This is a genomic window from Methylosarcina fibrata AML-C10, assembly GCF_000372865.1.
GTDB lineage: Bacteria > Pseudomonadota > Gammaproteobacteria > Methylococcales > Methylomonadaceae > Methylosarcina > Methylosarcina fibrata.
In genome coordinates this window covers 2,645,149-2,667,323 of the sequence record NZ_KB889965.1, presented here as the reverse complement: position 1 = coordinate 2,667,323, position 22,175 = coordinate 2,645,149, and the positions used below count along the sequence as shown (strand labels likewise).

Genomic DNA, 22,175 nt, shown 5'->3' with positions numbered 1-22,175 from the left:
CGAATCTTGAACGATAAAATTCCCGCATTGTGCCTTAAGCTATTTTATCAGATATCGGCTTGTTGGAAAAATCGAAATATGGTATAAAGATACGTTTAACTTTTTGTAATTAATACTCACGTTTATCGTCACGTCTGGTAGGGTGCCTTGCAATCTTGTGTTTGCCGGTTACCAGGCGGGATAGGCGGAGGCGCAACCCAACTCGGAACAGCGTTCCGAATTTCAATTGTAAGGAGAAAATTTAATGGCTGCAGTTTCCATGCGTCAAATGTTAGAAGCGGGTGTCCATTTCGGTCATCAAACGCGTTACTGGAATCCCAAAATGGCGTCTTATCTGTTCGGCGCCCGCAACAAGATTCATATTATCGATCTTGAAAAAACGCTCCCGCTGTTTAACGATGCTATGAATTACCTGGGGCAGATGGCGGCGAACAAAGGCACGATCCTGTTCGTCGGTACAAAAAAAGCGGCGCGCAAAGTGGTTGCGGAAGAAGCCACCCGCTGCGGCATGCCTTATGTCAATCATCGTTGGCTGGGCGGTATGCTGACCAATTTCAAAACCATCAAAAAATCGATCAACCGTCTGAAAGAGCTGGAAGCGATGAAAGCCGACGGAACCCTGTATCAGCGGTTCGGCAAAAAGGAAGCGCTGGGCATGGAGCGCGAGCTGCAGAAGCTGGAGCGCAGCCTGGGCGGAATAAAAGACATGAAAGGTATTCCGGATGTGATCTTCGTTCTGGACGTCGGCTATGAAAAGAATGCGATCAGCGAAGCCAAAAAACTCGGCATTCCGGTCGTCGGCGTGGTCGATTCGAACAATTCGCCGGAAGGAGTCGATTATGTTATTCCCGGAAACGACGATTCCATCCGGGCGGTTAAACTCTATTGTGAATGCGCTTCCGTCGCCGTAACGGAAGCCAAAACGGCCGTTTTGGGCATGTCGGCAAAAGCCGATGATTTTGTTGAAGAATCGGCGGCTAATCAATAAATCCCTGATTCGCGCGTGCATGGGTTGTATGCGGAGTCAATTGTTTTCCAGAGAAAACAAAATTTAATCAGGCCAACTAACGCCTCCGTATGGGGGCGTTTTTATAGTGACGAATGTTTGAGGACAAAGATAGAATGAATATTACTGCGGGTATGGTGAAGGAACTGCGTGAAAGGACGGGTTCCGGCATGATGGAGTGCAAGAAGGCATTGGTCGAAGCCAATGGCGATATGGAGCTGGCCATCGAAAATATGCGCAAATCCGGTTTGGCCAAGGCCGATAAAAAATCAGGACGCATCGCGGCGGAAGGCATGATCGGAGTCAAAATCAGCGCCGACGAAAAAACGGGGACCATTGTCGACATCAACTGTGAAACCGATTTCGTTGCCAAATCGCCTGATTTCGTCAATTTCGTCAATAGCGTGGCGGAAGCGTTACTGGTTTCCGACATTCATTCGGAAGAACAACTGTTGGCGATGCCGTTGGCCGACGGCGTGAGCGTGGACGAAACACGGCGCGGTTTGATAGCGAAACTGGGCGAGAATATCACGGTCCGGCGTTTTGAGAAATTCCACACGGCAAACGGCGGTACCGCTTGTTATCTGCACGGCAGCAAGATCGGCGTGCTGGTGGAGCTGGAAAAGGCCGATAAAGAGCTGGGCAAGGACATCGCCATGCACATCGCGGCAAGCAGGCCTCTGTGTGTTTCCGAAGAGCAAGTGCCTCAGGAAACGATTGAAAAGGAAAAGGAAATTTTCAAGGCTCAGGCGGCCGAGAGCGGCAAGCCGGCGGAGATCATCGAAAAAATGGTGGCCGGCCGGATAAGCAAATTTTTTGCCGAAGTCACGTTGCTTGGGCAACTTTTTATCAAGGACGATAAAATTTCCGTCGGCAAACTGGTCGCGTCAAAGGGCAATCGTGTGGTTCGCTTTGCTCGACTGGAAGTCGGTGAAGGAATCGAAAAGAAAGAAGAAAATTTTGCCGAAGAGGTTATGGCTCAGGTAAGGGCCGTCTAATACCCGGGCAAGATATGGACCGGGTTTGCCTTGAAGCCCATTAGCGGGTGAAAGGCGATCCCGGTCTTTAAAATGTGTAACCCGACAATACGATGACTAAGATGATTTGCCAGAGAATTTTACTTAAGTTAAGCGGTGAAGCATTGATGAGCGAGGCGGGCGGCAGCATCGATGCCGATATTATCAAGCGTCTGGCTTCTGAAATTAAAGATTTATCCGATCAAGGGATTCAGGTGGGTTTGGTTATCGGCGGCGGTAATATCTTGAGAGGAGCCGATAAGGCCTCCGAAGGACTGGACCGGGTTACCAGCGATCAAATGGGCATGTTGGCTACGGTAATCAATGCCCTGGCCATGCAGGACGCGCTGGAGCATCTCGGACAGCAGGCCAGAGTCATGTCCGCCCTGAAAATCAATCAGGTCTGTGAGGACTATATCCGCAGGCGGGCGGTCAGGCATTTGGAAAAAGGCCGAGTGGTCATTTTCGCGGCCGGCACCGGCAATCCTTTTTTTACCACCGATTCGGCTGCCAGCCTCCGGGCGATAGAAATCAATGCCGAATTGATGATCAAGGCCACTAAGGTCAAAGGCGTTTATTCGGCCGATCCCGAAAAAGTGAAAGATGCCAAGTTTTATCCCCGATTAACCTACGATGAAGCGCTTGACCAACGGTTGAACGTCATGGATACGACCGCCCTGGTTTTATGCAGGGACAACAATATTCCGATGCGGGTAATGAACGTCTTCGAAAAAGGCGCGATAATGAAGCTGATGATGGGAGAGGAAATCGGCTCTCTAATTGAACGAGGAACACGCAATGATCAGTGATATACACCAGGATGCCTCCACCCGGATGGGCAAAAGCATCGAGGCGTTAAAACATGAGTTTTCAAAAATCAGAACAGGCAGGGCGCATCCCAGTCTCCTGGACCAAATCAGCGTTTCCTATTACGGTACGGAATCGTCATTATCGCAGGTTGCCAACATTGCGGTTGAAGACGCCCGTACCCTGACCATCACGCCGTGGGAAAAAAACATGGTGCAGGTCATTGAAAAAGCGATTTTGAAGTCCGATCTGGGCTTGAATCCTGCGACCAACGGCATGGTGATCCGAATTCCGCTGCCGCCTTTGACCGAACAGCGCCGCCGGGATCTGGTCAAGGTCGTCAAGCATGAAGCCGAAAACGGCCGCGTGGCCATCAGAAACATACGGCGGGACGCCAACAATGAAATCAAGGACGCGTTGAAAGAAAAATTGATTTCCGAAGACGAGGCGCGCGCCGCCGAGGAAAAAATACAAAAATTGACCGACCAGTACATCAAGGAAGTGGAAAAGTTACTGGAAGCGAAAGAGGCCGATCTGCTGTCTCTCTAGAGGCGATGAATGTCAGACGAAGGACAAACCGGTTTGGAATCAGAACATAACAATCCGCGCCATATTGCCATTATCATGGATGGCAATGGCCGTTGGGCGCAGAAAAGATTTATGCCCAGGGCCATGGGCCATCAGTCGGGCGTCAAAGCGGTCAGGGAGATTGTCGAGTATTGCGCGCAGCAGGACATAGAAGTGCTCACCTTATTCGCTTTCAGCAGCGAAAACTGGCGGCGCCCTCAAGAAGAAGTGTCGTTATTGATGAACTTGTTCATGGGAACGTTGCAGCGTGAAATCGAAAAGCTGAAAAACAATAATATCCGCTTGCGCTTTATCGGAGACAGAAGCGCTTTCTCCGAATCCTTGCAGAACATGATGGCCGAAGGGGAAGCCTTAACCAGGAATAATACCGCCTTAACCTTGATCATAGCCGTTAACTACGGCGGACAATGGGATTTGTGCCAGGCGTTCCGGAAAATAACCGAAAAAATACTGGCTGGAGAGTTAAGCAAAGAGGACATTAACGAGCAGTTGATCAATCGGTACTTATCCACCGCAGGTTTGCCCGAGCCCGATTTGTTCATTCGGACCGGTGGCGAACAGCGCGTCAGCAATTTCCTGTTATGGCAATTAGCCTATACCGAAATGTATTTTACCGATACGCTCTGGCCCGACTTTGACCGGGAGTCGCTCGAAGACGCGATTAAAAGCTTCAAGGGCAGGCAAAGACGATTCGGACATACGGGGGAACAGGTGCTCAGCAGATCGGTTAAATTTAATTTTTAATAATAAATAATTATAAAAATGCTATTACAACGAGTTATAACGGCCATCGTACTGGCCGCGCTGATTGGTCTGGCGGTTTTTTTGTTGCCCGCAGACTACTTTTCTCTGGTTCTGGCCCTGATCGCCTTGCTGGGCGCCTGGGAATGGACAAAACTGATAGGGATGGACTCTGCTCTCCAGCGGAGTCTATTTTTTCTGGCTTTGATCGTGCCGATGCTGGGGATACATTTCTGGACGCAATTTTTGCAACTGCTGTTTTTCGGATTTGAGAAATTGAATCTGGGGTTGCCGGACGTCAGATACTATTCCGGTGTGTTGGAATGGCTGGTCATTCCACCGATCCTGTTCTGGATACTGGCCATGGTGCTGATCCGGAAGCTGCCGTCTTCCCTGCTGAGGCTGGACATGAAATTATGTTACCAGGCGCTGATCGGCTGGTTTGTCCTGCTGGCGGCCTGGATGTTTTTGTCGCGCTTAAGAGCGCTGTATGGAACGGAACTGGCCATGTATTTGCTGGTGCTGATTTGGGCAGCTGATATCGCGGCTTATTTTACCGGCAAGAAATGGGGAAAAACCCAACTGGCGCCGGAAATAAGCCCCGGTAAAACGGTGGAAGGCGTGTACGGGGCATTAATTGCAGCGGTTCTTTGCGGAATTGCATTGGACCTGATTTTCAAGGTCTACAATTCGGCGTTCATCATTGCGGCTGATTTTGTCTTTTTGTCCGTGATAACCGTGCTGATTTCCATTTATGGAGACCTGTTTTTCAGTCTCGTAAAGAGACGGCGCGGAGTGAAAGACAGCGGCTCGATTCTTCCGGGCCATGGCGGAATTCTCGATCGCATCGACAGCCTGATTGCCGCAATACCCATTTTTTACGGCGGTGTCTACTTGATTTACGGGTTGGTGTCATGAAAGGTATCTGCATACTGGGAGCCACCGGCTCGATCGGCGTCAGCACGCTGGATGTGGTGGCACGCCACCCCCATCTCTATAAAGTGGTCGCATTGACGGCCAACAATAACATCGACCTCTTGTTCGAACAGTGTCTTCAGCACCGGCCGGAATTTGCCGTGGTCGTGGATGAAGGCAAGGCGCTTTCTTTCAGAGAGAAAATAAGCAATTCGCCGGTCTCCGATATCACCGTCCTGTCGGGTCATGCAGCGCTTGAGCAAGTGTCCATTCTCGATCAGGTGGATTCGGTGATGGCCGCGATCGTCGGAGCGGCCGGTTTGCTGCCGAGTCTGGCCGCGGCCAAGGCCGGAAAAACCGTATTGCTGGCCAACAAGGAAGCCCTGGTCATGTCCGGCGATATCTTCATGCAGGCGGTCAAACAATCCGGTGCGCAACTGTTGCCGATAGACAGCGAGCACAATGCCATCTTTCAATGCATGCCCGGAGGCTATATTGCCGGCGATACCGCAGAGCAGGCCCGGCGGATACTGTTAACGGCGTCGGGCGGACCTTTCCGGCGCATGCCGATTGCCGACATGACTCATGTGACGCCGGCCCAGGCGGTCGCCCATCCGAACTGGGACATGGGCAAAAAAATCTCCGTGGATTCGGCGACCATGATGAACAAGGGCCTGGAAATGATCGAGGCCTGTATCCTGTTTAACATGAAGCCGGAACAGATACAGGTCGTTATCCACCCGCAAAGCGTCATTCATTCGATGGTGGACTACGTCGACGGTACGGTATTGGCGCAAATGGGCAATCCGGACATGCGCATACCCATCGCTCATGCCCTGGCATGGCCCGAACGCTTCGATTCGGGAGCGGAACCGCTCAATATCTTCAATGTGCGGCAGATGGATTTCGAGGAACCGAATCTTGAGCGCTTTCCTTGTCTCCGCCTGGCTTATAAGGCGATCGCGGCAGGCGGCACATTGCCGACCGTATTGAATGCCGCCAATGAAATCGCGGTCGACGCCTTTTTAAATGAGCGGATCCGTTTCACCGATATTCCGGTCGTGATCGAACGCTGTATGGATTCGACGGAAGTCAAAAAAGCTGAAAGCCTGGAAATTATTCTAGACGTGGATAAAAATGCCAGAATCTTGTCTAAAGAGATAATTGCTGAGCTTTCTAATTGAAGGGCTGGATGAGTACACTTTTCTATTTCATTCTTACCATAGGGATTCTGGTTTCTTTTCATGAATTTGGACATTTTTGGGTCGCCCGCCGAGCCGGTGTAAAAGTCTTGCGGTTTTCCATCGGCTTCGGCAAAGTTTTGTGGTCTTATCAAAAATCCCCAGAATCCACCGAGTACGTAGTTTCCGCCATCCCTCTGGGTGGCTATGTCAAAATGGTCGATGAACGAGAAGGCGAAGTAAAAAGGGAAGATCTTCCTTTTGCCTTCAACCGGCAGTCGTTATGGGCCAGAACCGCGATAGTCGCTGCCGGACCTTTGTTTAATCTGGGGCTTGCCGTAGCCTTGTTCTGGGCCGTGCTGGTGATTGGCGAAACCGGAATCAAGCCGATACTCGGTGTTATCGAGCCGGGCACGATAGCTCAAGAGTCAGGATTCGCCGAAGGCGACGAAATTGTTTCGATTGATTCGAAATCGACGCCAACCTGGTCGGAAGCCTTGAACGTACTGGTCGAGGAGGCGATGTCGGGAGACCGCGAGATCGAAGTCCAGGTAAAAAACTTCGACGGCCAACAATATCAAAAGATAGTAAAAATAGCCGAGGATGAAGCTCAGGATCCGGAGGTTTTCTACAAACGTCTGGGATTTAAACCCTGGATGCCGAAATTGAAGCCGGTGATCGGCGATATTCTTCCGGAAAGCGCCGCCCTGGTTGCCGGTTTAAAGAAAGGCGATCGCATCATCAGCGCCGATGGCGTGGCGATCGAGGAGTGGATGCAATGGGTCAATATGGTAAAAAGTCATCCCGGAGTGGAAATCCATTTGATCGTCGAGCGGGAAGGCTCGCGCCTGCCGATATCGATTACTCCGAAAAGCGTCCCGTCCGATGAAAACGCTCAGGGAAAAGAGGCCAAGGCCGAAGGTAAAATAGGCGCCGCCGTACTGATTCCGGAGGACGTGAAGAACTACTTGCGGGCCGAATACTCGTTGCCGCCGCTGGCCGCCATTCCCGCCGCCATTAAAAAAACCTACTCGTATTCCTACTCGACTTTGGTCATGATGGCTAAAATGGTAGTGGGTCAGGCTTCGGTAAAAAACTTGAGCGGTCCCATCAGTATCGCCCAATACGCCGGGCAATCGGCCAGTATCGGGCTGGTGCACTTCATCAAATTCATCGCCTTGGTCAGCGTCAGTCTGGGGATATTGAATTTATTGCCGATTCCGGTATTGGACGGCGGTCATTTATTGTTTTACGGCATCGAAGCTCTCAAGGGCAGCCCCGTTTCCGAAAACATGCAATTGTTGTTTCAGCAAATCGGCATGGCTATACTCATATCGTTGATGGCCCTGGTGATGGTCCTGGATATTCAAAGACTGTTTCATTAAGAGAATCAGATCGAAGGCCATGAGGGATATCGAGGAACCTACCCTAAAACACAGCCGTTGGTTGGGTTATTAGTGGCAGCGACTCAACACTTATCATTTTGCTCAATTAATTCGTCATACCGGCAGGGAATGCCGGTATCCAGTCCACAGGGAAGTGCTGAAACCTTGTCATCCCTGACCTCTGGGTTCCGGCAGTCCATGCCGGAACGACGGATTGGAAAAACTGATAGGTGTTAAGGTGGCGGCGATTTGGCCTTCGTTTTTTCCCATGCATCGTTACTGTTTTATCCCTATTGCAGAAGAATATCGGCATGGGTGAATGCTGAGCCGGCATTGTCCTCTCTACACAATCGAAATCGTACCGATGATCGAAATTAATTAAAATCAACACGAGTTAACAATGAATAGATTAATCAATATTGCCGCATTCAGTCTAATGGCATCGGCTTTGTTCTCCGTTAAAGCGGATGAGAATGCCGTCAGACAGTCCTTGTCGAAATCGATGCCGACCATCAAAATCGATTCGATCAAACCTTCCGTAGTCAAAGGGTTGTTTGAAGTGAGAGTCGGAGCCAATATTTTATATGTATCCGATGACGGCAAGTATTTGCTTCAGGGGCGATTGGTCGACGTCGAAGCCCGCACCGATTTAACCGAAGAGAAGTTGAGCGAAGTGCGCAAGTCGGAACTTGAAAAAATCGGACAGGACAACATGATCGTGTTCAAGCCGAAAATCGCTCGCCACAAGGTCTGGGTTTTTACCGACATCGATTGCGGTTATTGCCGGAAACTGCATTCGGAAATCGATCAGTATCTTGCTCAAGGAATTACCGTTCAATATCTGTTTTTTCCGAGAGCGGGAAAAGGATCCGAATCCTACGATAAGGCTGTTTCGGTCTGGTGCGCGAAAGACCGCAACGCGGCTCTGACCGAAGCGAAAAAAGGCAAGACGCCTCCTGCAAAGACCTGTGACAATCCTGTTGATGAACACATGCAGTTGGGCGCGGATTTTGACGTAAAAGGAACGCCGATGATCATTACCGAAAGCGGTAATGCCTATCCCGGCTATTTGCCTGCGAAACAACTGGCGGAAGCGCTGGAAAGCGAGAAAAGCTCGAATCCTTAATAAGCAACATCGATGAGCAGGAAGGGAGAGACTCCGGACGATCTTTCTCTTTCTGTTCGACATCAATTTGAATTGAGCCCTTCGAAGAAGGATCTAATCCTACCCACACTGTTTGCTATGGAGAGGAAGACGGAGATGAAGGAAAAAGGAAAAGCGCGCTCCCGAAAGAGCGCGCTATTGCTGGGATGATGGATGAGACTTAAGGCAGATAAGGTTTCAGCGTGTCGTGCCATTTCTGGAACTGGCTGGCGTAAGCGTCGTTCATAAGGTCTGTCTGATAAATCTCGAAATAGGTGGTATTGAAGTTGTTGTAGGCGAAACTGAAGCCGGCGTCCGGACTGTCGTTGTTGGCCCAGTAGCACCAGGACCAGGCGCTCTGGTTCTTCCATTCGCCGCAGGCCTGGTACATGATGCTGGTTTCGTTCTTGACGTCGCTGACTATTGTCGCCAGCGGCGAATTTAGCGTCGGCGCCATGCCGGTCAGCACTTCCTGGAAGAAATTAAGCTTCGGCTTGCTGACGCCGTCGAACTCGGCCATCAAGTCGTCGCGGATGGCTTCCACCGTCGAAGGATTCTTGGCGCCGTCGTTGACACCGAACAGGCCGGCATAGATGTGCTTGTTGGGGAAAGCATTAACCCAGGCGCGGACCGAGCGGAGCACCCCGTCTTCCAGTTTTTGCGCGGTGTAGCCGGAAGGCGGCTGCATCATCCGGATCGACTGGATGCCGCCGATGGCCGCATCCACCTGCCGGACGGTGGGGTGATCCTTGATTGCGATGCCGTCCACCTGATAATTACTGAAAGCGGTGATGTATTTTTCCAGCGCGTCCAGCATCGTGGTGTCCCAGGGCGCGGTGATCACGCCGAATTGGGGATCGCTGAACGTTTCGGTCTTGTTCAGAAGCCAACTGGGCTCGGCCACCACCATGTTGGCGATCGAAACACCCTGACCCAGAGCCTGCGCCTGCTTGATCACCGAGGCTACCTTGCTGAAATCGTACTTGCCTTCGGTTTTTTCGACCTGGCTCCAGTACACACGGATCAGCACGCCGTCGACGAAGGGCTTGTCGACTACGGTATCGATCGAATAGATGCCGGCCGGCACCCCGCCGGCGCTGCCGCCACCGCCACCACCGCTGCCGCCGCCGGAGCTGTCGGTGGTGGCGCTGGACGAGGCCGACTGCGCCGAGCGGTTGCCGGCGGCATCGTAAGCCGAGACCGTGTATTGGTAAGTGGTGTTCGGGCTCAGGCCGCTGTCGCTGAAGGTGGTGCCGGCCACCGAGGCGAGCTCGACGCCGTTGCGATACACCGTATAGCCTTGGACGCCGACCGCATCGGTCGAGGCGTTCCAGCTCAGGCTGATGGACGAGGACGAGACCGCGGTCGCGGCGAGCCCTCCCGGAACGGTCGGGGCCGTGGTGTCGGCCGAGGAGGTTGTGGCCGAGACGGAGGACGACTGCTTCGAGCTATTGCCGGCGGCATCGTAAGCGGCCACGGTATAGCTGTAGCTCTTGCCGGAGGTCAGGCCGGTGTTCGAGAACGAGGTGCCGGTGACGGTGGCGATCTGACTGCCGCCGCGGTAAATCTTGTAGCCTTTGACGCCGACGTTGTCGGTGGCCGCGGTCCAGGCCAGGTTGATCGCCGAGGTCGAGGCGGCGGTGGCGGAAACGCCGCCGGGAACGCTGGGGGCGGAGGTGTCCCGGCTCGGCCGCCAGGCGGCGTGAGCGGACTCGATCTGGGCGGCGCTCAGCACCAATCCCAGGCACAGCAGGCCCGCCGAGGCCGTGCGACGGTGTTCGAGGGCATGAGGACGGCTTAACGCGCGAGGGCAAGAAAACTTCATAACGGACTCCCGGTATTTAAATGCTTTGGAAATTCAAGCGGCCCGGCGCTCCGGTCCAGGCCTTGAAGGCGTCTGAGCGCCGGCGGCGTTCAGATTGGCCGTTGGGAGTAATTATGATGAGAGGGCCCGGTCAATTCTGCGAACGGATCTTCATTTTTAAGAAGTTGGCAATCGTGGAGAAACGTAGATTGCTGGCGATTTCTCAAATTTGCAAAGCCGGTTTCCATCGACTCTAGGTTTCAGGCGTTTTTCATTGCTCTGAAGGAGGCTCTGAATAAATGCTTCTTCTATGCTCGGGAACGCTTGATCGGACGATGAACGGAATCAACTGATCGGATTGAGTTGCCTGTTCAGAAACGGATTAGACTGGGCTGGACTCTGTCCAAATGAAAAAGGAATTCTTTTCGTCAAAGGAAAATGTCGGAGTTTTTCGGGATGATGTTTGTTGCAAGACGAAATTGATTCAGGTCCTTAATTCTTTCTTTTCTTGCAGGAAGAAGGCACGCACTTCTTCGATATCGCGGGTGCGTCTCATCGCGGGCACGCTGTCGAGAAACATCTGGCCGTAAGACCTTTTCAACAGTCTGGGATCGCAAACCATCAATACGCCGCGGTCGGTCACGTCCCGGATCAGCCGGCCGATGCCTTGACGCAGCGCAATCACGGCGGACGGCAATTGATGTTCGAAAAACGGATTGCGCCCTTGTCGGCTCATCGCGTCCAGCCGGGCTTTCAACACCGGATCGCCCGGCGAGGAGAAAGGCAGTTTGTCGATGATGACGCAAGACAAGGCGTCGCCGCGAACGTCGACGCCCTCCCAAAAACTCGATGTCCCCAATAAGACGGCATTGCCGGCTTTCTTGAAACGCTCGATCAACTGGGCTTTCGGGCGGCTGCCCTGGATCAGCAGCGGATAATCGATTTTACCGTCCAGTATTTCCGCCGCCTGCTTCAGAGCCCGGTGGCTGGTAAAAAGAAAAAACGCCCGGCCCCGGCTGGCCTGTAAAACCGGCACGACGAAGTCGACGATGCGCGGTATGAAATCGGGATGCTCGGGCTGGGGCAGGCCTTTGGGATGGTAGAACAAGGACATTCGGGCGTAATCGAAAGGACTTTCCCAACTGGCGCTGTCAATGTCGCTCAAACCCAGGTTGCGGGCGAAATGGTCGAATCGATGAGCTACGCTCAGCGTGGCCGAGGTAAAAATCCAGATCGCCGGATGCTGGCGCATGAAGCTTTGAAACTCGGCCGCGATATCCAGCGGCGTCCGGCTCAAGGTGACGGTTTTCCGGTGCGTTTCATACCACCTTATCCATTTGCCGCCCGAGTCTTCGGTGATCGTTTTAAGCTGCTGCAGCAGATCCTCGGACCGTTTATGGCACAGCTCCAGTCCCTTGGATTTTACCGAAGCCAGTTCCAGTTGATCGCTCAGCCGCTGCAGTTGATCCTTGACGGCGGCCAGACCGGCGTTAATTTTCGGATTGTTTTCGATGTCCCGCCAATCGCCCCGTTTCAGCTCGATACCGAACGCCAGACGCAAGTCTTTGACTTCGTGTTCCAGGTCTTCACAGGCGGTGCGAAGGGCCGGCATATCGGTGGCGTCCTTGAAATATTCGATCAGGGCGTCCTTGGCCAGATCGCCGAGTTGCCGGCTGCCGACGGTATCTCCGAGGAAGTTCGAAGCGGTGTCGGACAATTGATGGGCTTCGTCGATGATGACGACCTCGGCATCGGGAAGCAGCTCGCCGAAGCCGCTGTCCCGGATGGACCAGTCGGCGCACAAAAGATGATGGTTGACGACCAGAATCTCGGCTTCCTGCGCTTTCTTGCGCGCCTTGACCAGAAAACAGCCGGCATAGTCGGGGCAATCCTGCCCGAGGCAGTTGTCCAGGGTCGAGGTGGCCTGATGCCAGACCGGATCGGCTTCCGCGACTTCGGACATTTCGGCAATGTCGCCGGTGTGGGTGCGCTTCGCCCAGGAGGCGATTTTTGCCAGCGCATCCGCCTCTTCCTTGCTGAAGCCGAAAGCCGAATTCAACGAATTATGAAGGCGCAGCGTGCATAAATAATTGCTGCGGCCTTTCAGCAAGGCGGCAATAAACGGCACTTTGATCGCTTTCCGGATCACCGGCAAATCCTTTAAAAAAAGCTGGTCCTGCAGATTCTTGGTGCCGGTCGAAATAATGACTTTTTTGCCCGAGAGTATGGCCGGAGCCAGATAGGCAAAGGTCTTGCCCGTGCCGGTGCCCGCTTCTGCGATTAAATTCCGCTCGGTCCGGATGGCCTCGATAATGGCCCTGGCCATTTCCAGTTGGGATTCGCGGGGCTGATACCCCGGAATGACTTGGGCGAGAGGGCCGTCGCTGCCGAAAAATGATTCTAGTTCTGTCAATTGAGAAAAGATTCCGCCTGAAGAAAAGCGGATAGGAATCCAAAAAGGGCTAGTGTACGCAACACTTCAGGTTCGTTTCAAGTCGGAAGGCTATTTTAAAGTAAAAGCCGGGGTTGGGCTTGAGGCAAACGGAATTGACGGTGCGGTTTCCGGCGGCAATGAAACGGTTATTTAAATGAGCTGTTCTTCGGTCGATCATCGATCATGTAAAAATCAGGCTCGATCCGATTGATTCAGCAATGCGTTTAAATTTTTAACTTGCCTAACCGATCTCTTCGTAGTCCTTTAGGTAATCGATATTGTCCAAATCGGAGAAAAATTCTTCTAGTTCCTTAAGATATTTCTTTTTGTGAGACGAATGTTTCTTCTGAATATGGATGGTTATATTGCTACCTTCAATTTCCTGGAACCATAGTTCAAGTACTCCTCTTGTGCCCCATTCGTCTTCCTGAATGGGCTCTTGTTGTTCAGCCGTAACAGATAGATCTTTGCATAACTGCTGCATGCTCCACGGTTTTGAATCATCCATATGCAGCACGATTCTGTAGATTCTTGGTTCAACGGTCGCCATAAATGCAATTTTTTCCCAAACGCTAAGCTCAGAGGCTGGGCGTTAACGGAGTCCGCTGGAGCGTTGGGTTAGGCCAATGCCTTCTTACATTTGTCATAAACAAACTCAGGATCCAGGTCGACTCCAGACTCCCATTCAATCGTATCAAAGGCAACTGAAACCTTTTCAAAAGAGCGGTAATCTTTAATTCTGTTAAAAACTCCAAAATCCAAATAAGGCTTCATATCCAATACGCCGCTTTCGCCGTTACTAAAGCTTATATCAAGCAAGTAATCATCCCGGGGAATAACAGTTATTACTGATGGGTACATAACTCCTCCTCTTATTGTAAAGGGTTGATTTTGAAAGGTTCCTCGCCTTTCATAACCAAATCCCAATCATGCATATCTTCCTGATGTAATTCAGTCGCGTAGGTTGGGTTACGCTTTTTGTAACCCAACATTTGAAGCATCGATATGTTGGGTTAACGGTAAAGCTGTTAACCCAACCTACGCGACTTCGCTCACACAATCTAACCTTATTCGTTAGGCAAAGTTTGTAGCTCATCATACGGCGGAACCGCTAGTGCGTTCCGCCACACGGGTTACGGGTTGAGTTAACAAGTGACATGATCGACAGTGTCGTTAGGACCAAAAAATAACGAGCAATCGTTGTAATGATTAGATTTTTCAGTTTCAGGATCATATAGATCAAAATAAACCCACATCTTACCTATAACCCCATCTGCCGTATTATCTGGTGGCCCAAATTTATTTTTGACTTCTTGTTTGGTCATACCAACAGTTCTTTTAAATTCATCCTTACTAACACCATTTGTTGCTTCTGACGCATTTACTTCGTTTATGATTATGGTCAGCCAAATAAAAAAAATGATAGATATAATTTTTGTATTGAACATTAGCTTGCCTCAGAGTTTATTGGTTAACCAGGTATGAAGTTGAGCATAACACTTAGACCATCAAGCTGACAATTCAACCAACCTGCATCACGCAATATAGCTGCAATGAACGAGGCATGGCGCGGGGTGAGAACCTGGCCATCATTTAGTGTTCGCGAATTGGTTTGAACCCATGCTCCGAATCCATCGGCCGGAGGATTGTTCATGTTAAAACCTCCAGCAACTCGACGACCTTGATATTCATTTCGAATTGCTGATAGAAAGGAAGCTCCGATACTCACATCTCCTGATCTAAATATAAGAGTGATCCCTTCATCGACCGTTCCACAGTATGCAAATTCTGTAGCTCGATCAGGTGAACCGCATGTAGTAGTCAGTCACGAAGAAACACAAGGATACAGGCGAGCCAGTTTACGTCGTGCCTGTTGCGTCGTAAATCGCCAATTGACGGGCGTCGCCTTGGTGTTGCGCGGTAGGATATTGGCTTCGACCTCACGCCGGAGGCTCTCTGTGTCCGGTATCCGCTGTGATAAACACATGTTCGACAAGACGGCCAGTTCGATCTCAGCGATGTTTAGCCAACTGCCATGCTTGGGCGTGTAGTGGAACTCCAGCCGTCGCGCCAATTCACGGGCTTGCTCTGCTGGAAAGGCTTCATACAAAGACGCCATTTTATGGGTATTCAGATTGTCCAGCACCACCCGGATCACCGCCGCGTCCGGATAAAGTTCAGCGATATGCTTCATGCTGTGCGCGAATTCGATTTTGGTCCGCCGCGCGGTGATGTCCACCTGCCGAAAACCGCGTTTAGGTTCGCAGATCATCATCAAATCGCAGACGCCTTTCCGTTCATAGCCGGTGTCATAGCGGGCCGGTTGACCGGGCTCAGGCGGGAGAGGTTGGCGGACTTCCGCAATGAGTTGCTTCGGACTTTCGTCGAAACACACAACCGGGCGCAACGGATCGTAGGGTTCTTCATAAAGGTCCAGCACGTCTTCCATCGCCGCGACAAATTCAGCACTCACCTCGGGAATGCACCACTCTTGCTTCTGCCAGGGTTTGAGAGTGTTTTTTTAAAAGCTGACGGATGGTTTCATAGCTGCAACGGTCGGCATACGCTAATTCCACCACTTTGTCCGCCAACAACCGCAAGGTCCAGTGATCATGCCCTGTCGGCGCCTCACTACAAGCCAAGGCGATAATATGGGCGGCCTGCTTCTCCGTCAGTTTTGGGGCACGTCCTGGACGGGGGCGTTCTTTCAGGGCGGCTTCCGGGCCTTCTTCCACACACCGTTGGCGCGTCGTCAACACCATTGATTCCGAGACACCCAAAGCTTGGATAATGTCTTTATCCTGAATACCCGCTGCCGCTTTTAATAAAATTCGCGCGCGTGTCAGATGGCGTGCCGCGGCTTTTCCTTTGTTGATCATGGCTTCCAAGCCACGCTTTTCGTCTTCAGTCAGATTGACTTTGTATTTAAGAGCTGGCATTGCTTGACCTCAATCAGTAACCATCAATGCCACTATAGAGTGACTTACAAGCCCAATATATCCTTTTGATTTAAATTGACTGACTAGTAGTCGTTATTGGCATTTTTACTCCATTTTTTTTCAATTAAATTAAAACAGGCATCAGTCTATATGCGATTAAAGTAGCGAAATGACTAACAAGATATTAAATAGTTTCTGTATATCATCCCATATTGGAAGAGATTCAGTTTCTTTTTATCTTAACATTAACTGCTTACGGCTGTTAGACTGACGTGAAAGATTCCTATTAAACGCCGCTTCTAGGTCGAATTTGTCCTATCCATGCAAGATAAGTCAGAGCTGATTTTTGTAGTGAGAGCTCCTGAAGCGGCTTAATTCCAAACAAGGATGGCGCTCAGCCCGCTCTATCGGAAACTTCCCACGCCATTCGACAAACACGACTGCGGATGTCCAACTCGAAACCGATTCAATCCGATTCCTCTCGGCGCTTGTCCTTTCTGAAGGACCTCTGGCCTTTCATGCGCCCTTACCGGCTGCGGATCGTTCTGGCTTTTGTTTTGTTGTGCCTCGGCTCGGCGACGATCCTGGTGGTTCCGTTGGCGTTCCGCGATCTGATCGATCTGGGTTTCGGGCAACGGCAAAACGGCCAAGGCGGCCTGTGGGATTCGCTGAATTTGAACGCGCGTTTCGCAGTATTGTTCGGTTTGGCAAGCCTGTGGGCGCTGATCGTGGCGGCGCGTTATTACACCGTGAGCTGGATAGGCGAGCGGGTGACGGCGGATTTACGCAGCGCCGTGTATGCGCGAATGCTCATACAGTCCCCGGAATTTTTCGAGACCTTGCAAACCGGAGAAGTATTGTCCCGCCTGAGCGGCGACACCACATTGGTCCAGACTGTCATCGGCAGCTCCGTTTCGATGGGCCTGCGCAGCCTGCTCCAATTGATCGGCGGCATGATCATGCTGGCGTTGACCAGTTATTATCTGTTTTCCCTGAGTCTGGGCCTGATGGCCTTACTGATGCTGCCCATTTTCGTCATCGGCCGGCACGTGAAAAAACTTTCGCGCGAATCGCAGGACAAAATGGCCGATGCCTCGGCGCTGGCCGGCGAGATTTTAAACGCGGTAACGACGGTTCAGGCCTACACGCAGGAACGGCGGGAAACCGAACGCTTCGCCGGCCGCGCGGAGATCGGTTTCGGGATGGACGTTCGGCGCACCTGCGTACGGGCGGCAGGGTCGACCGGACGTTTGTCGGAACTGCTCCGGGCTCAGCCCTCGATCGTCGAAACCGGTACGCCCGAACCGCTGCCGCATCCAGGAAATGCGGCGATACGGTTCGAACAGGTCGGTTTCCGCTATTCTTCCCGATAGCAAACGGACGCACTCGACGACATTACGCTCGACATTTTACCGGGAGAGCGTTGCGCTGGTCGGGCCTTCCGGCGCTGGGAAGGCCACTCTCTTTCTGTTGCTGCTGCGTTTCTACGAGGTCTCGAGCGGCGCAGGTGGAGGAGTTCATCGACTTTTCAATTCGACCTTCGATAAGGACAGCACCGTTTCATGGTTGTGATTTATAGTATGGGATGAGCCTTATCCATTTCCCCGAAATATCGGGTCTGTTACAATCTCCGGCAACCCGGCCTGACTGCATCTTCCCGATTGTGCATGACCCGCGACGATAACAATAATAAGAATCTGTTGATCGAATTGGAAAACCTGTTGCGGTTTCAATCGTTATTGGCCGAACTTTCCGCGCAGTTCATTAATTTGCCGATAGAAGACGTTGACGACGTCATCAGCGAAAGTCTGCGGCGCATCGCCGAGACTCTGGACCTGGACCGGGCGACGCTGGGCGAACTCACTCCGGATGGCCGGGATGGTTATGCCACCCATTGCTACAACAAAGCCGGCATCCCTCCGAATATGGTGCAATCGGTCATGAGCGACGTCCCTTTGGTCATGGCAAGCCTTCGGGCCGGAGAAACGCTGATAGTACGTAATGTGGACGATTTAGCGCAGACGGATCGCGACAACTTTCTTCGCTACGGTTCTCGGGCCGACCTGGTTTTTCCGCTGTTGGTGAGCGGACGTGTCCGGGGCGGACTGGCTTTCTCGTCGATCCGGGCCCGCGACTGGCCGGACGCGGTGGTCCGTGGATTGCGGCTTATCGCGGATGTGTTCGCCAACGTCCTGGCGCGCAAACGCGCCGACCAGGCGCTGAAGGAAAGCGAAGCGCAGATGCGGCTGGCTGCCGAAGCGTCGAACGTCGGGTTGTGGGTTTGGGATATTCGAAACGACGTCATCTGGTCCACCGGCCGGGCGCGGGCCATCTACGGAATCCCGGACGCCGAGACGCTGAGATTGCGGCGGTTTCTCGATATTCTCCTTCCGGAAGATCGTATGCGGATTGAGGAAGCGATTCGAAAGACGCTGCAGGAAGGCGGGGAATACCAGGAAGAGTACCGGGTACTGCATCTTGACGGCCGGATTCGCTGGCTCTACGCAGCCGGGCATTGCCAGTTCGATAATGCAGGCCGTCCGGAGCGAATGATGGGCGCGGCGGTGGATATTACCGATCGCAAGCAGGCGGAGGATAACCTTCGTCAGGCAATGGAGGAAATCCGCATGCTGAAGGATCGGCTTCAGCAGGAAAACGTTTATTTGCGGCGCGAGATCGAAGGGCACCAAGGCTTGAGCAGCATCGTGAGCCGCAGCGAAGTCATGCAGCGCACTTTGCGCCAGGTCGAACAGGTCGCGCCGACCCCGGCCTCCGTGCTGATCACCGGGGAAACCGGGACCGGCAAGGAATTACTGGCCACCGCCATCCACGAATTGAGTTCCCGGCGCGACAGAACCATGATTCGGGTCAACTGCGCCGCCATTCCGGCAGCCTTGATCGAAAGCGAACTCTTTGGCCGCGAGAAGGGCGCTTATACCGGCGCTCTTGCCAGGCAACTCGGCCGCTTCGAGCTGGCGAACGGTTCGACGCTGTTTCTCGACGAAATCGGCGAGTTGCCGATGGAGGCTCAGGCCAAGCTGCTGAGGGCGTTGCAGGAAAAAGAAATCGAGCGCTTGGGCAATCCCCGTCCGATCAAAGTGGACGTGCGGGTGATTGCCGCTACCAATCGGGACCTGCGCCAGGAAGTCGCCAACGGGCGATTCCGCGAAGATCTCTTCTACCGCCTGAACGTGTTTCCGATTCATCTGCCTCCGCTTCGGGAACGGCGGGAGGATCTGCCGCGACTGGTCGAATCCTTCGTCCAGGAGTTCGCCGAAACGATGGGCAAACCCATCGACAGCATTGCCAAAGCCAGCCTTAAAGCCCTGCTCGACTATGGCTGGCCGGGCAATATCCGGGAACTGCGCAACGTGATCGAACGCGCGGTGATCCTTTCGCAAAGTCCTTCTCTCAGGATCGAACTGCCGTCCGCTTTGTCTGCTTCGCCGCCGTCTTCTGAGTCAGGCCTGGCTTTGCTGACGGACGTCGAGCGTAACCACATTCTCCGTATTCTCGACGCCACCGGCTGGCGGATTCGCGGCCCGGCCGGCGCTGCGGAGCTTCTCGGCCTTAAGCCCAGCACTCTCGAAAGCCGGATGGCCAAGCTGGGCATCCGCCGTCCTACTTCGAAGTGAGTCCGTCATAACGGGTTATCCACGATATTTCGTGGCCATGGCGCGGCTTCACTTCCATTCTCTGCTGTTTTTCGACTGGAACTCATTGATTTATAAGATACGGGTCTGAAAATTCCGGCCGCGGTCGCGGCTGGCATGCCATCTGCACAAGATTCGGGCATGATCGAACTGCATTTGCTCATCCACTTGCCAAGGCGTCAAAAACGCACTGTGCTCGCGGCTTTCCAATCCCTCGCGAAATGGGCGCGTGCAGAGCATGGCTGCATTTCCGTCGAACTGTTCGTGGCGGCTTCCGATCCGGGTTGCCTTTGCTATGTCGAGACGTGGAAGTCGGAAGCCGAATTGCGGCAAATGATCCGGTCGCGGCATTTCAGCCAATTGATTGCCTTGATGGAATGTGCGAGTAAAGCGCCCGCGTGCGAGTTTCGGATTATCGAGCAAACCTATGGACTGGAATTAGCTGCGCAGGTAAGGGCCCACCGGGCGGCCGAACAGCGATTGGCGCCGGGTCGACGGCCTTCTGTCGGCATGATTTTTTCAGACAATGACTTCAATTATACGAATGAGGAGAACAAACCATGACAGATCATGTAATCGTTGCCGAGCGGCGCGCTACAAATCGGGCTTCCGTTGCAGTGGCGAGCCTGAGCGTTCTGCTGTTGACGGCGTGTACCACGACGCAAAAGGCGTCTATCGATCAGACGTCCCTGCATTGCGGATTGCTTGCCGACGAATGCGGCAAACTCACACCAGGGGAAAAGGATCAGGCGAGTCTGCGTTATTTCAATCCGTCCGCGCAGTGGACCCGGTACAACAAGATATTGATCGATCCGGTGACTTTCTGGGGCGGGAATTCCACGTCGGTTTCCGCAGCCGATCAGCAATCCCTGGTGAATTATTTTTCCCAACAGCTTAAAGAGCAACTCGGGAAGAAGTTCCCCATCGTAGAGCAGCCGGGTCCGGGCGTAATGAAAATTACCGTGGCGATGACCGACGCCGAAACGGCCACGCCGGTATTGCGCAGTATCTCGATGATATCGCCCCAGGCTCACATGCTCAGCAATTTGAAATATCTGGCTACCGGTACTTTTCCTTTCGTCGGCGGGGCGCAGGGTGAGGCAAAAATTACCGATTCGGTATCGGGGGAATTGCTGACGGCGGCGGCCGACAATCGGATCGGCGGCGGAAACTTTACCACCGGCTTCCAGTGGCAGTGGGGCGATGCGGAAAACGCAATCGACAAGTGGTGTGAGATGCTTGCGGAGCGTTTATCGTCCTGGACGTCGGGCACGGCAACTCCGTGATGTCCAATCCTTAGAATTCTGGAATGGCAATAAACAAGAACGAAGTTTCCGGCGGATGCGGGCTTTTTAGCCGGCTCCCGCAGCTTCTTCAGATAATCAGACGAAACAAAAGCCGGACCGACATGAACTTTAGAAAATCCGATCTTTGCCGAGTGGTTTTAGCCTCGGCTATGCTCACTTGGTCCATCGCCGGCGTTGCGGGAGTGAGCCATTTTTTACCCGGCATGATGAATATCCGGGATTTTTTAGTGCCTGAAAAGGAAGGCGTCTATGCCGCACTTTACCTGGGCAACTACTCGACTTCCAAGTTGAAGGACAATCACGGCAATACGATCGATACGGCAACGTTTCAAGCCGGCACAAGCCTGGGGCCGGGCGTGCCGGCGGGAGCCCGAATTACTGCCAATCTCGACACTAACGTCGACATGTACCTCATCGCCCCTACCTTCGTCTGGAATACCGGCTATAAATTTCTCGGCGCCGACTATGCGATGCTGATCTCTCTGCCTTTCGCCAATACCACCGTCGGCGCCGCTCTCGACGCGTTGACCGATATCCGTCTCGCCGATCAGGCGGTATCGCTGAAGAAACAACTTTCGGTAAGCGACAGCGCTTTCGAAATCTCCGATATTTTTGTCCAGCCTGTCATGCTGGGTTGGCACGGAAAACATTACGACCTTTCCGCCAATTATGGTTTCTACGCACCCAGCGGTAAATACAGCACGGACGATGTCGCGAATACCGGCCTGGGATTCTGGGGTCATCAATTCCAACTGGCGGGCGCCTATTACCCTTTCGACAACAAAGGGACGGCATTGATGTTGGCCGGAACTTACGAAATCAATCATGAAACGCAAGGCAAGAATTTTACTCAGGGCGGTCATTTCACCTTGAATTGGGGGCTCAGCCAGTTTTTACCCGTTACCGAACATCTGCTGCTGGAGGTCGGCCCGGCCGGGTATAGCCAATGGCAGGTGCAGGATAATCACGGCACCGATCAGCCGTCGTTTTTGAATTCGCCCAATCAGGTGCATGCGGTAGGCGGGCAAATCGGATTGGCTATTCCAAAGGCCGAAGCGCAGTTCACCTTCCATTATTTTACCGAATTCGATGCCAAATCCCGATTTCAGGGCGATTATGCGGGATTTACCGCGGCCGTCAAATTCTAGCGCCATGAATTCCATGGTTTTAATTTAGAGAAGATGATTATGAATCCGGTATATGGCCAAAAACATCCTTCATTGCGGCATTGTCCGGTTTCATGATCAGGATTCCA

The 22,175-nt window shown here is 52.7% G+C and carries 20 protein-coding genes; 14 read left to right on the top strand and 6 right to left on the bottom strand.

Annotated features, from left to right (window positions below):
• Positions 1–244 precede the first annotated feature (244 nt).
• The 9 genes from rpsB (at position 245) to A3OW_RS0112550 (ending at position 8,765) form a co-directional block, all read left to right on the top strand.
• Complete coding sequence (gene rpsB / locus A3OW_RS0112590) at positions 245–988, top strand: 30S ribosomal protein S2 (protein WP_026223557.1); 744 nt, start codon at positions 245–247, stop codon at positions 986–988.
• A gap of 134 nt (positions 989–1,122) precedes the next feature.
• The gene (gene tsf, locus A3OW_RS0112585; protein WP_026223556.1) at positions 1,123–2,004 is read left to right on the top strand and encodes a translation elongation factor Ts; all 882 of its coding nucleotides are present in this window, start codon (positions 1,123–1,125) and stop codon (positions 2,002–2,004) included.
• Between the two features lie 92 nt (positions 2,005–2,096).
• Positions 2,097–2,831, top strand: a complete 735-nt coding sequence (gene pyrH / locus A3OW_RS0112580) for a UMP kinase (RefSeq protein ID WP_026223555.1) — start codon at positions 2,097–2,099, stop codon at positions 2,829–2,831.
• Positions 2,821–3,378 carry a ribosome recycling factor gene (gene frr / locus A3OW_RS0112575; RefSeq protein WP_020563792.1) on the top strand — a complete coding sequence of 186 codons (558 nt, stop codon included), beginning with the start codon at positions 2,821–2,823 and terminating at the stop codon, positions 3,376–3,378. Before pyrH ends, frr begins: the two co-directional genes overlap by 11 nt.
• Before the next feature lie 9 nt (positions 3,379–3,387).
• Positions 3,388–4,161: an isoprenyl transferase gene (locus A3OW_RS0112570; protein WP_020563791.1), complete on the top strand. Its 774-nt coding sequence runs from the start codon at positions 3,388–3,390 to the stop codon at positions 4,159–4,161.
• Between the two features lie 18 nt (positions 4,162–4,179).
• Positions 4,180–5,076 (top strand): phosphatidate cytidylyltransferase, encoded by an 897-nt coding sequence (locus tag A3OW_RS0112565; protein ID WP_020563790.1) that lies wholly within the window; start codon positions 4,180–4,182, stop codon positions 5,074–5,076.
• Positions 5,073–6,257, top strand: coding sequence for a 1-deoxy-D-xylulose-5-phosphate reductoisomerase (gene ispC / locus A3OW_RS0112560; RefSeq protein ID WP_020563789.1), 1,185 nt, complete (start codon positions 5,073–5,075; stop codon positions 6,255–6,257). Before A3OW_RS0112565 ends, ispC begins: the two co-directional genes overlap by 4 nt.
• Positions 6,258–6,265: 8 nt before the next feature.
• Positions 6,266–7,639 (top strand): RIP metalloprotease RseP, encoded by a 1,374-nt coding sequence (rseP, locus tag A3OW_RS0112555; protein WP_033412533.1) that lies wholly within the window; start codon positions 6,266–6,268, stop codon positions 7,637–7,639.
• Between the two features lie 400 nt (positions 7,640–8,039).
• Complete coding sequence (locus tag A3OW_RS0112550) at positions 8,040–8,765, top strand: DsbC family protein (RefSeq protein WP_033411733.1); 726 nt, start codon at positions 8,040–8,042, stop codon at positions 8,763–8,765.
• 199 nt (positions 8,766–8,964) lie between these two features.
• On the opposite strand, the gene A3OW_RS26480 is transcribed toward A3OW_RS0112550, so the two are convergent.
• The 6 genes from A3OW_RS26480 to A3OW_RS27160 all read right to left on the bottom strand — a co-directional run bounded on the left by A3OW_RS26480 (position 8,965) and on the right by A3OW_RS27160 (position 15,960).
• A complete protein-coding gene (locus A3OW_RS26480) occupies positions 8,965–10,608 on the bottom strand; it encodes a fibronectin type III domain-containing protein (RefSeq protein ID WP_020563785.1) in 1,644 nt (547 codons plus the stop codon).
• Between the two features lie 463 nt (positions 10,609–11,071).
• Positions 11,072–13,000 carry an ATP-dependent DNA helicase gene (locus tag A3OW_RS0112530; protein WP_020563783.1) on the bottom strand — a complete coding sequence of 643 codons (1,929 nt, stop codon included), beginning with the start codon at positions 12,998–13,000 and terminating at the stop codon, positions 11,072–11,074.
• A gap of 262 nt (positions 13,001–13,262) precedes the next feature.
• Positions 13,263–13,571, bottom strand: coding sequence for a hypothetical protein (locus A3OW_RS0112525; RefSeq protein WP_026223552.1), 309 nt, complete (start codon positions 13,569–13,571; stop codon positions 13,263–13,265).
• A gap of 68 nt (positions 13,572–13,639) precedes the next feature.
• Positions 13,640–13,882, bottom strand: coding sequence for a DUF2442 domain-containing protein (locus tag A3OW_RS0112520; RefSeq protein ID WP_020563781.1), 243 nt, complete (start codon positions 13,880–13,882; stop codon positions 13,640–13,642).
• A 284-nt stretch (positions 13,883–14,166) separates the two neighbouring features.
• Positions 14,167–14,469 carry a hypothetical protein gene (locus A3OW_RS0112515; protein WP_020563780.1) on the bottom strand — a complete coding sequence of 101 codons (303 nt, stop codon included), beginning with the start codon at positions 14,467–14,469 and terminating at the stop codon, positions 14,167–14,169.
• A 377-nt stretch (positions 14,470–14,846) separates the two neighbouring features.
• Positions 14,847–15,960 (bottom strand): IS630 family transposase gene (locus A3OW_RS27160; RefSeq protein WP_085984322.1). Its coding sequence is split into 2 segments (ribosomal slippage): positions 14,847–15,534 and positions 15,533–15,960, totalling 1,116 coding nucleotides; the frame shifts between segments, so codons are not numbered across the junction.
• A gap of 446 nt (positions 15,961–16,406) precedes the next feature.
• Between A3OW_RS27160 and A3OW_RS26000 the strand changes: the two genes are divergently transcribed.
• The 5 genes from A3OW_RS26000 to A3OW_RS26470 all read left to right on the top strand — a co-directional run bounded on the left by A3OW_RS26000 (position 16,407) and on the right by A3OW_RS26470 (position 22,068).
• Positions 16,407–17,333 (top strand): ABC transporter transmembrane domain-containing protein, encoded by a 927-nt coding sequence (locus tag A3OW_RS26000; RefSeq protein ID WP_020563779.1) that lies wholly within the window; start codon positions 16,407–16,409, stop codon positions 17,331–17,333.
• A 294-nt stretch (positions 17,334–17,627) separates the two neighbouring features.
• Positions 17,628–19,595: a sigma-54-dependent Fis family transcriptional regulator gene (locus tag A3OW_RS26475; protein WP_020563778.1), complete on the top strand. Its 1,968-nt coding sequence runs from the start codon at positions 17,628–17,630 to the stop codon at positions 19,593–19,595.
• 159 nt (positions 19,596–19,754) lie between these two features.
• Complete coding sequence (locus A3OW_RS0112490) at positions 19,755–20,177, top strand: putative quinol monooxygenase (protein WP_020563777.1); 423 nt, start codon at positions 19,755–19,757, stop codon at positions 20,175–20,177.
• Positions 20,174–20,899 (top strand): DUF3313 domain-containing protein, encoded by a 726-nt coding sequence (locus A3OW_RS0112485; RefSeq protein ID WP_020563776.1) that lies wholly within the window; start codon positions 20,174–20,176, stop codon positions 20,897–20,899. Before A3OW_RS0112490 ends, A3OW_RS0112485 begins: the two co-directional genes overlap by 4 nt.
• A 122-nt stretch (positions 20,900–21,021) precedes the next feature.
• Positions 21,022–22,068, top strand: a complete 1,047-nt coding sequence (locus A3OW_RS26470) for a SphA family protein (protein ID WP_157385886.1) — start codon at positions 21,022–21,024, stop codon at positions 22,066–22,068.
• Positions 22,069–22,175: the final 107 nt, after the last annotated feature.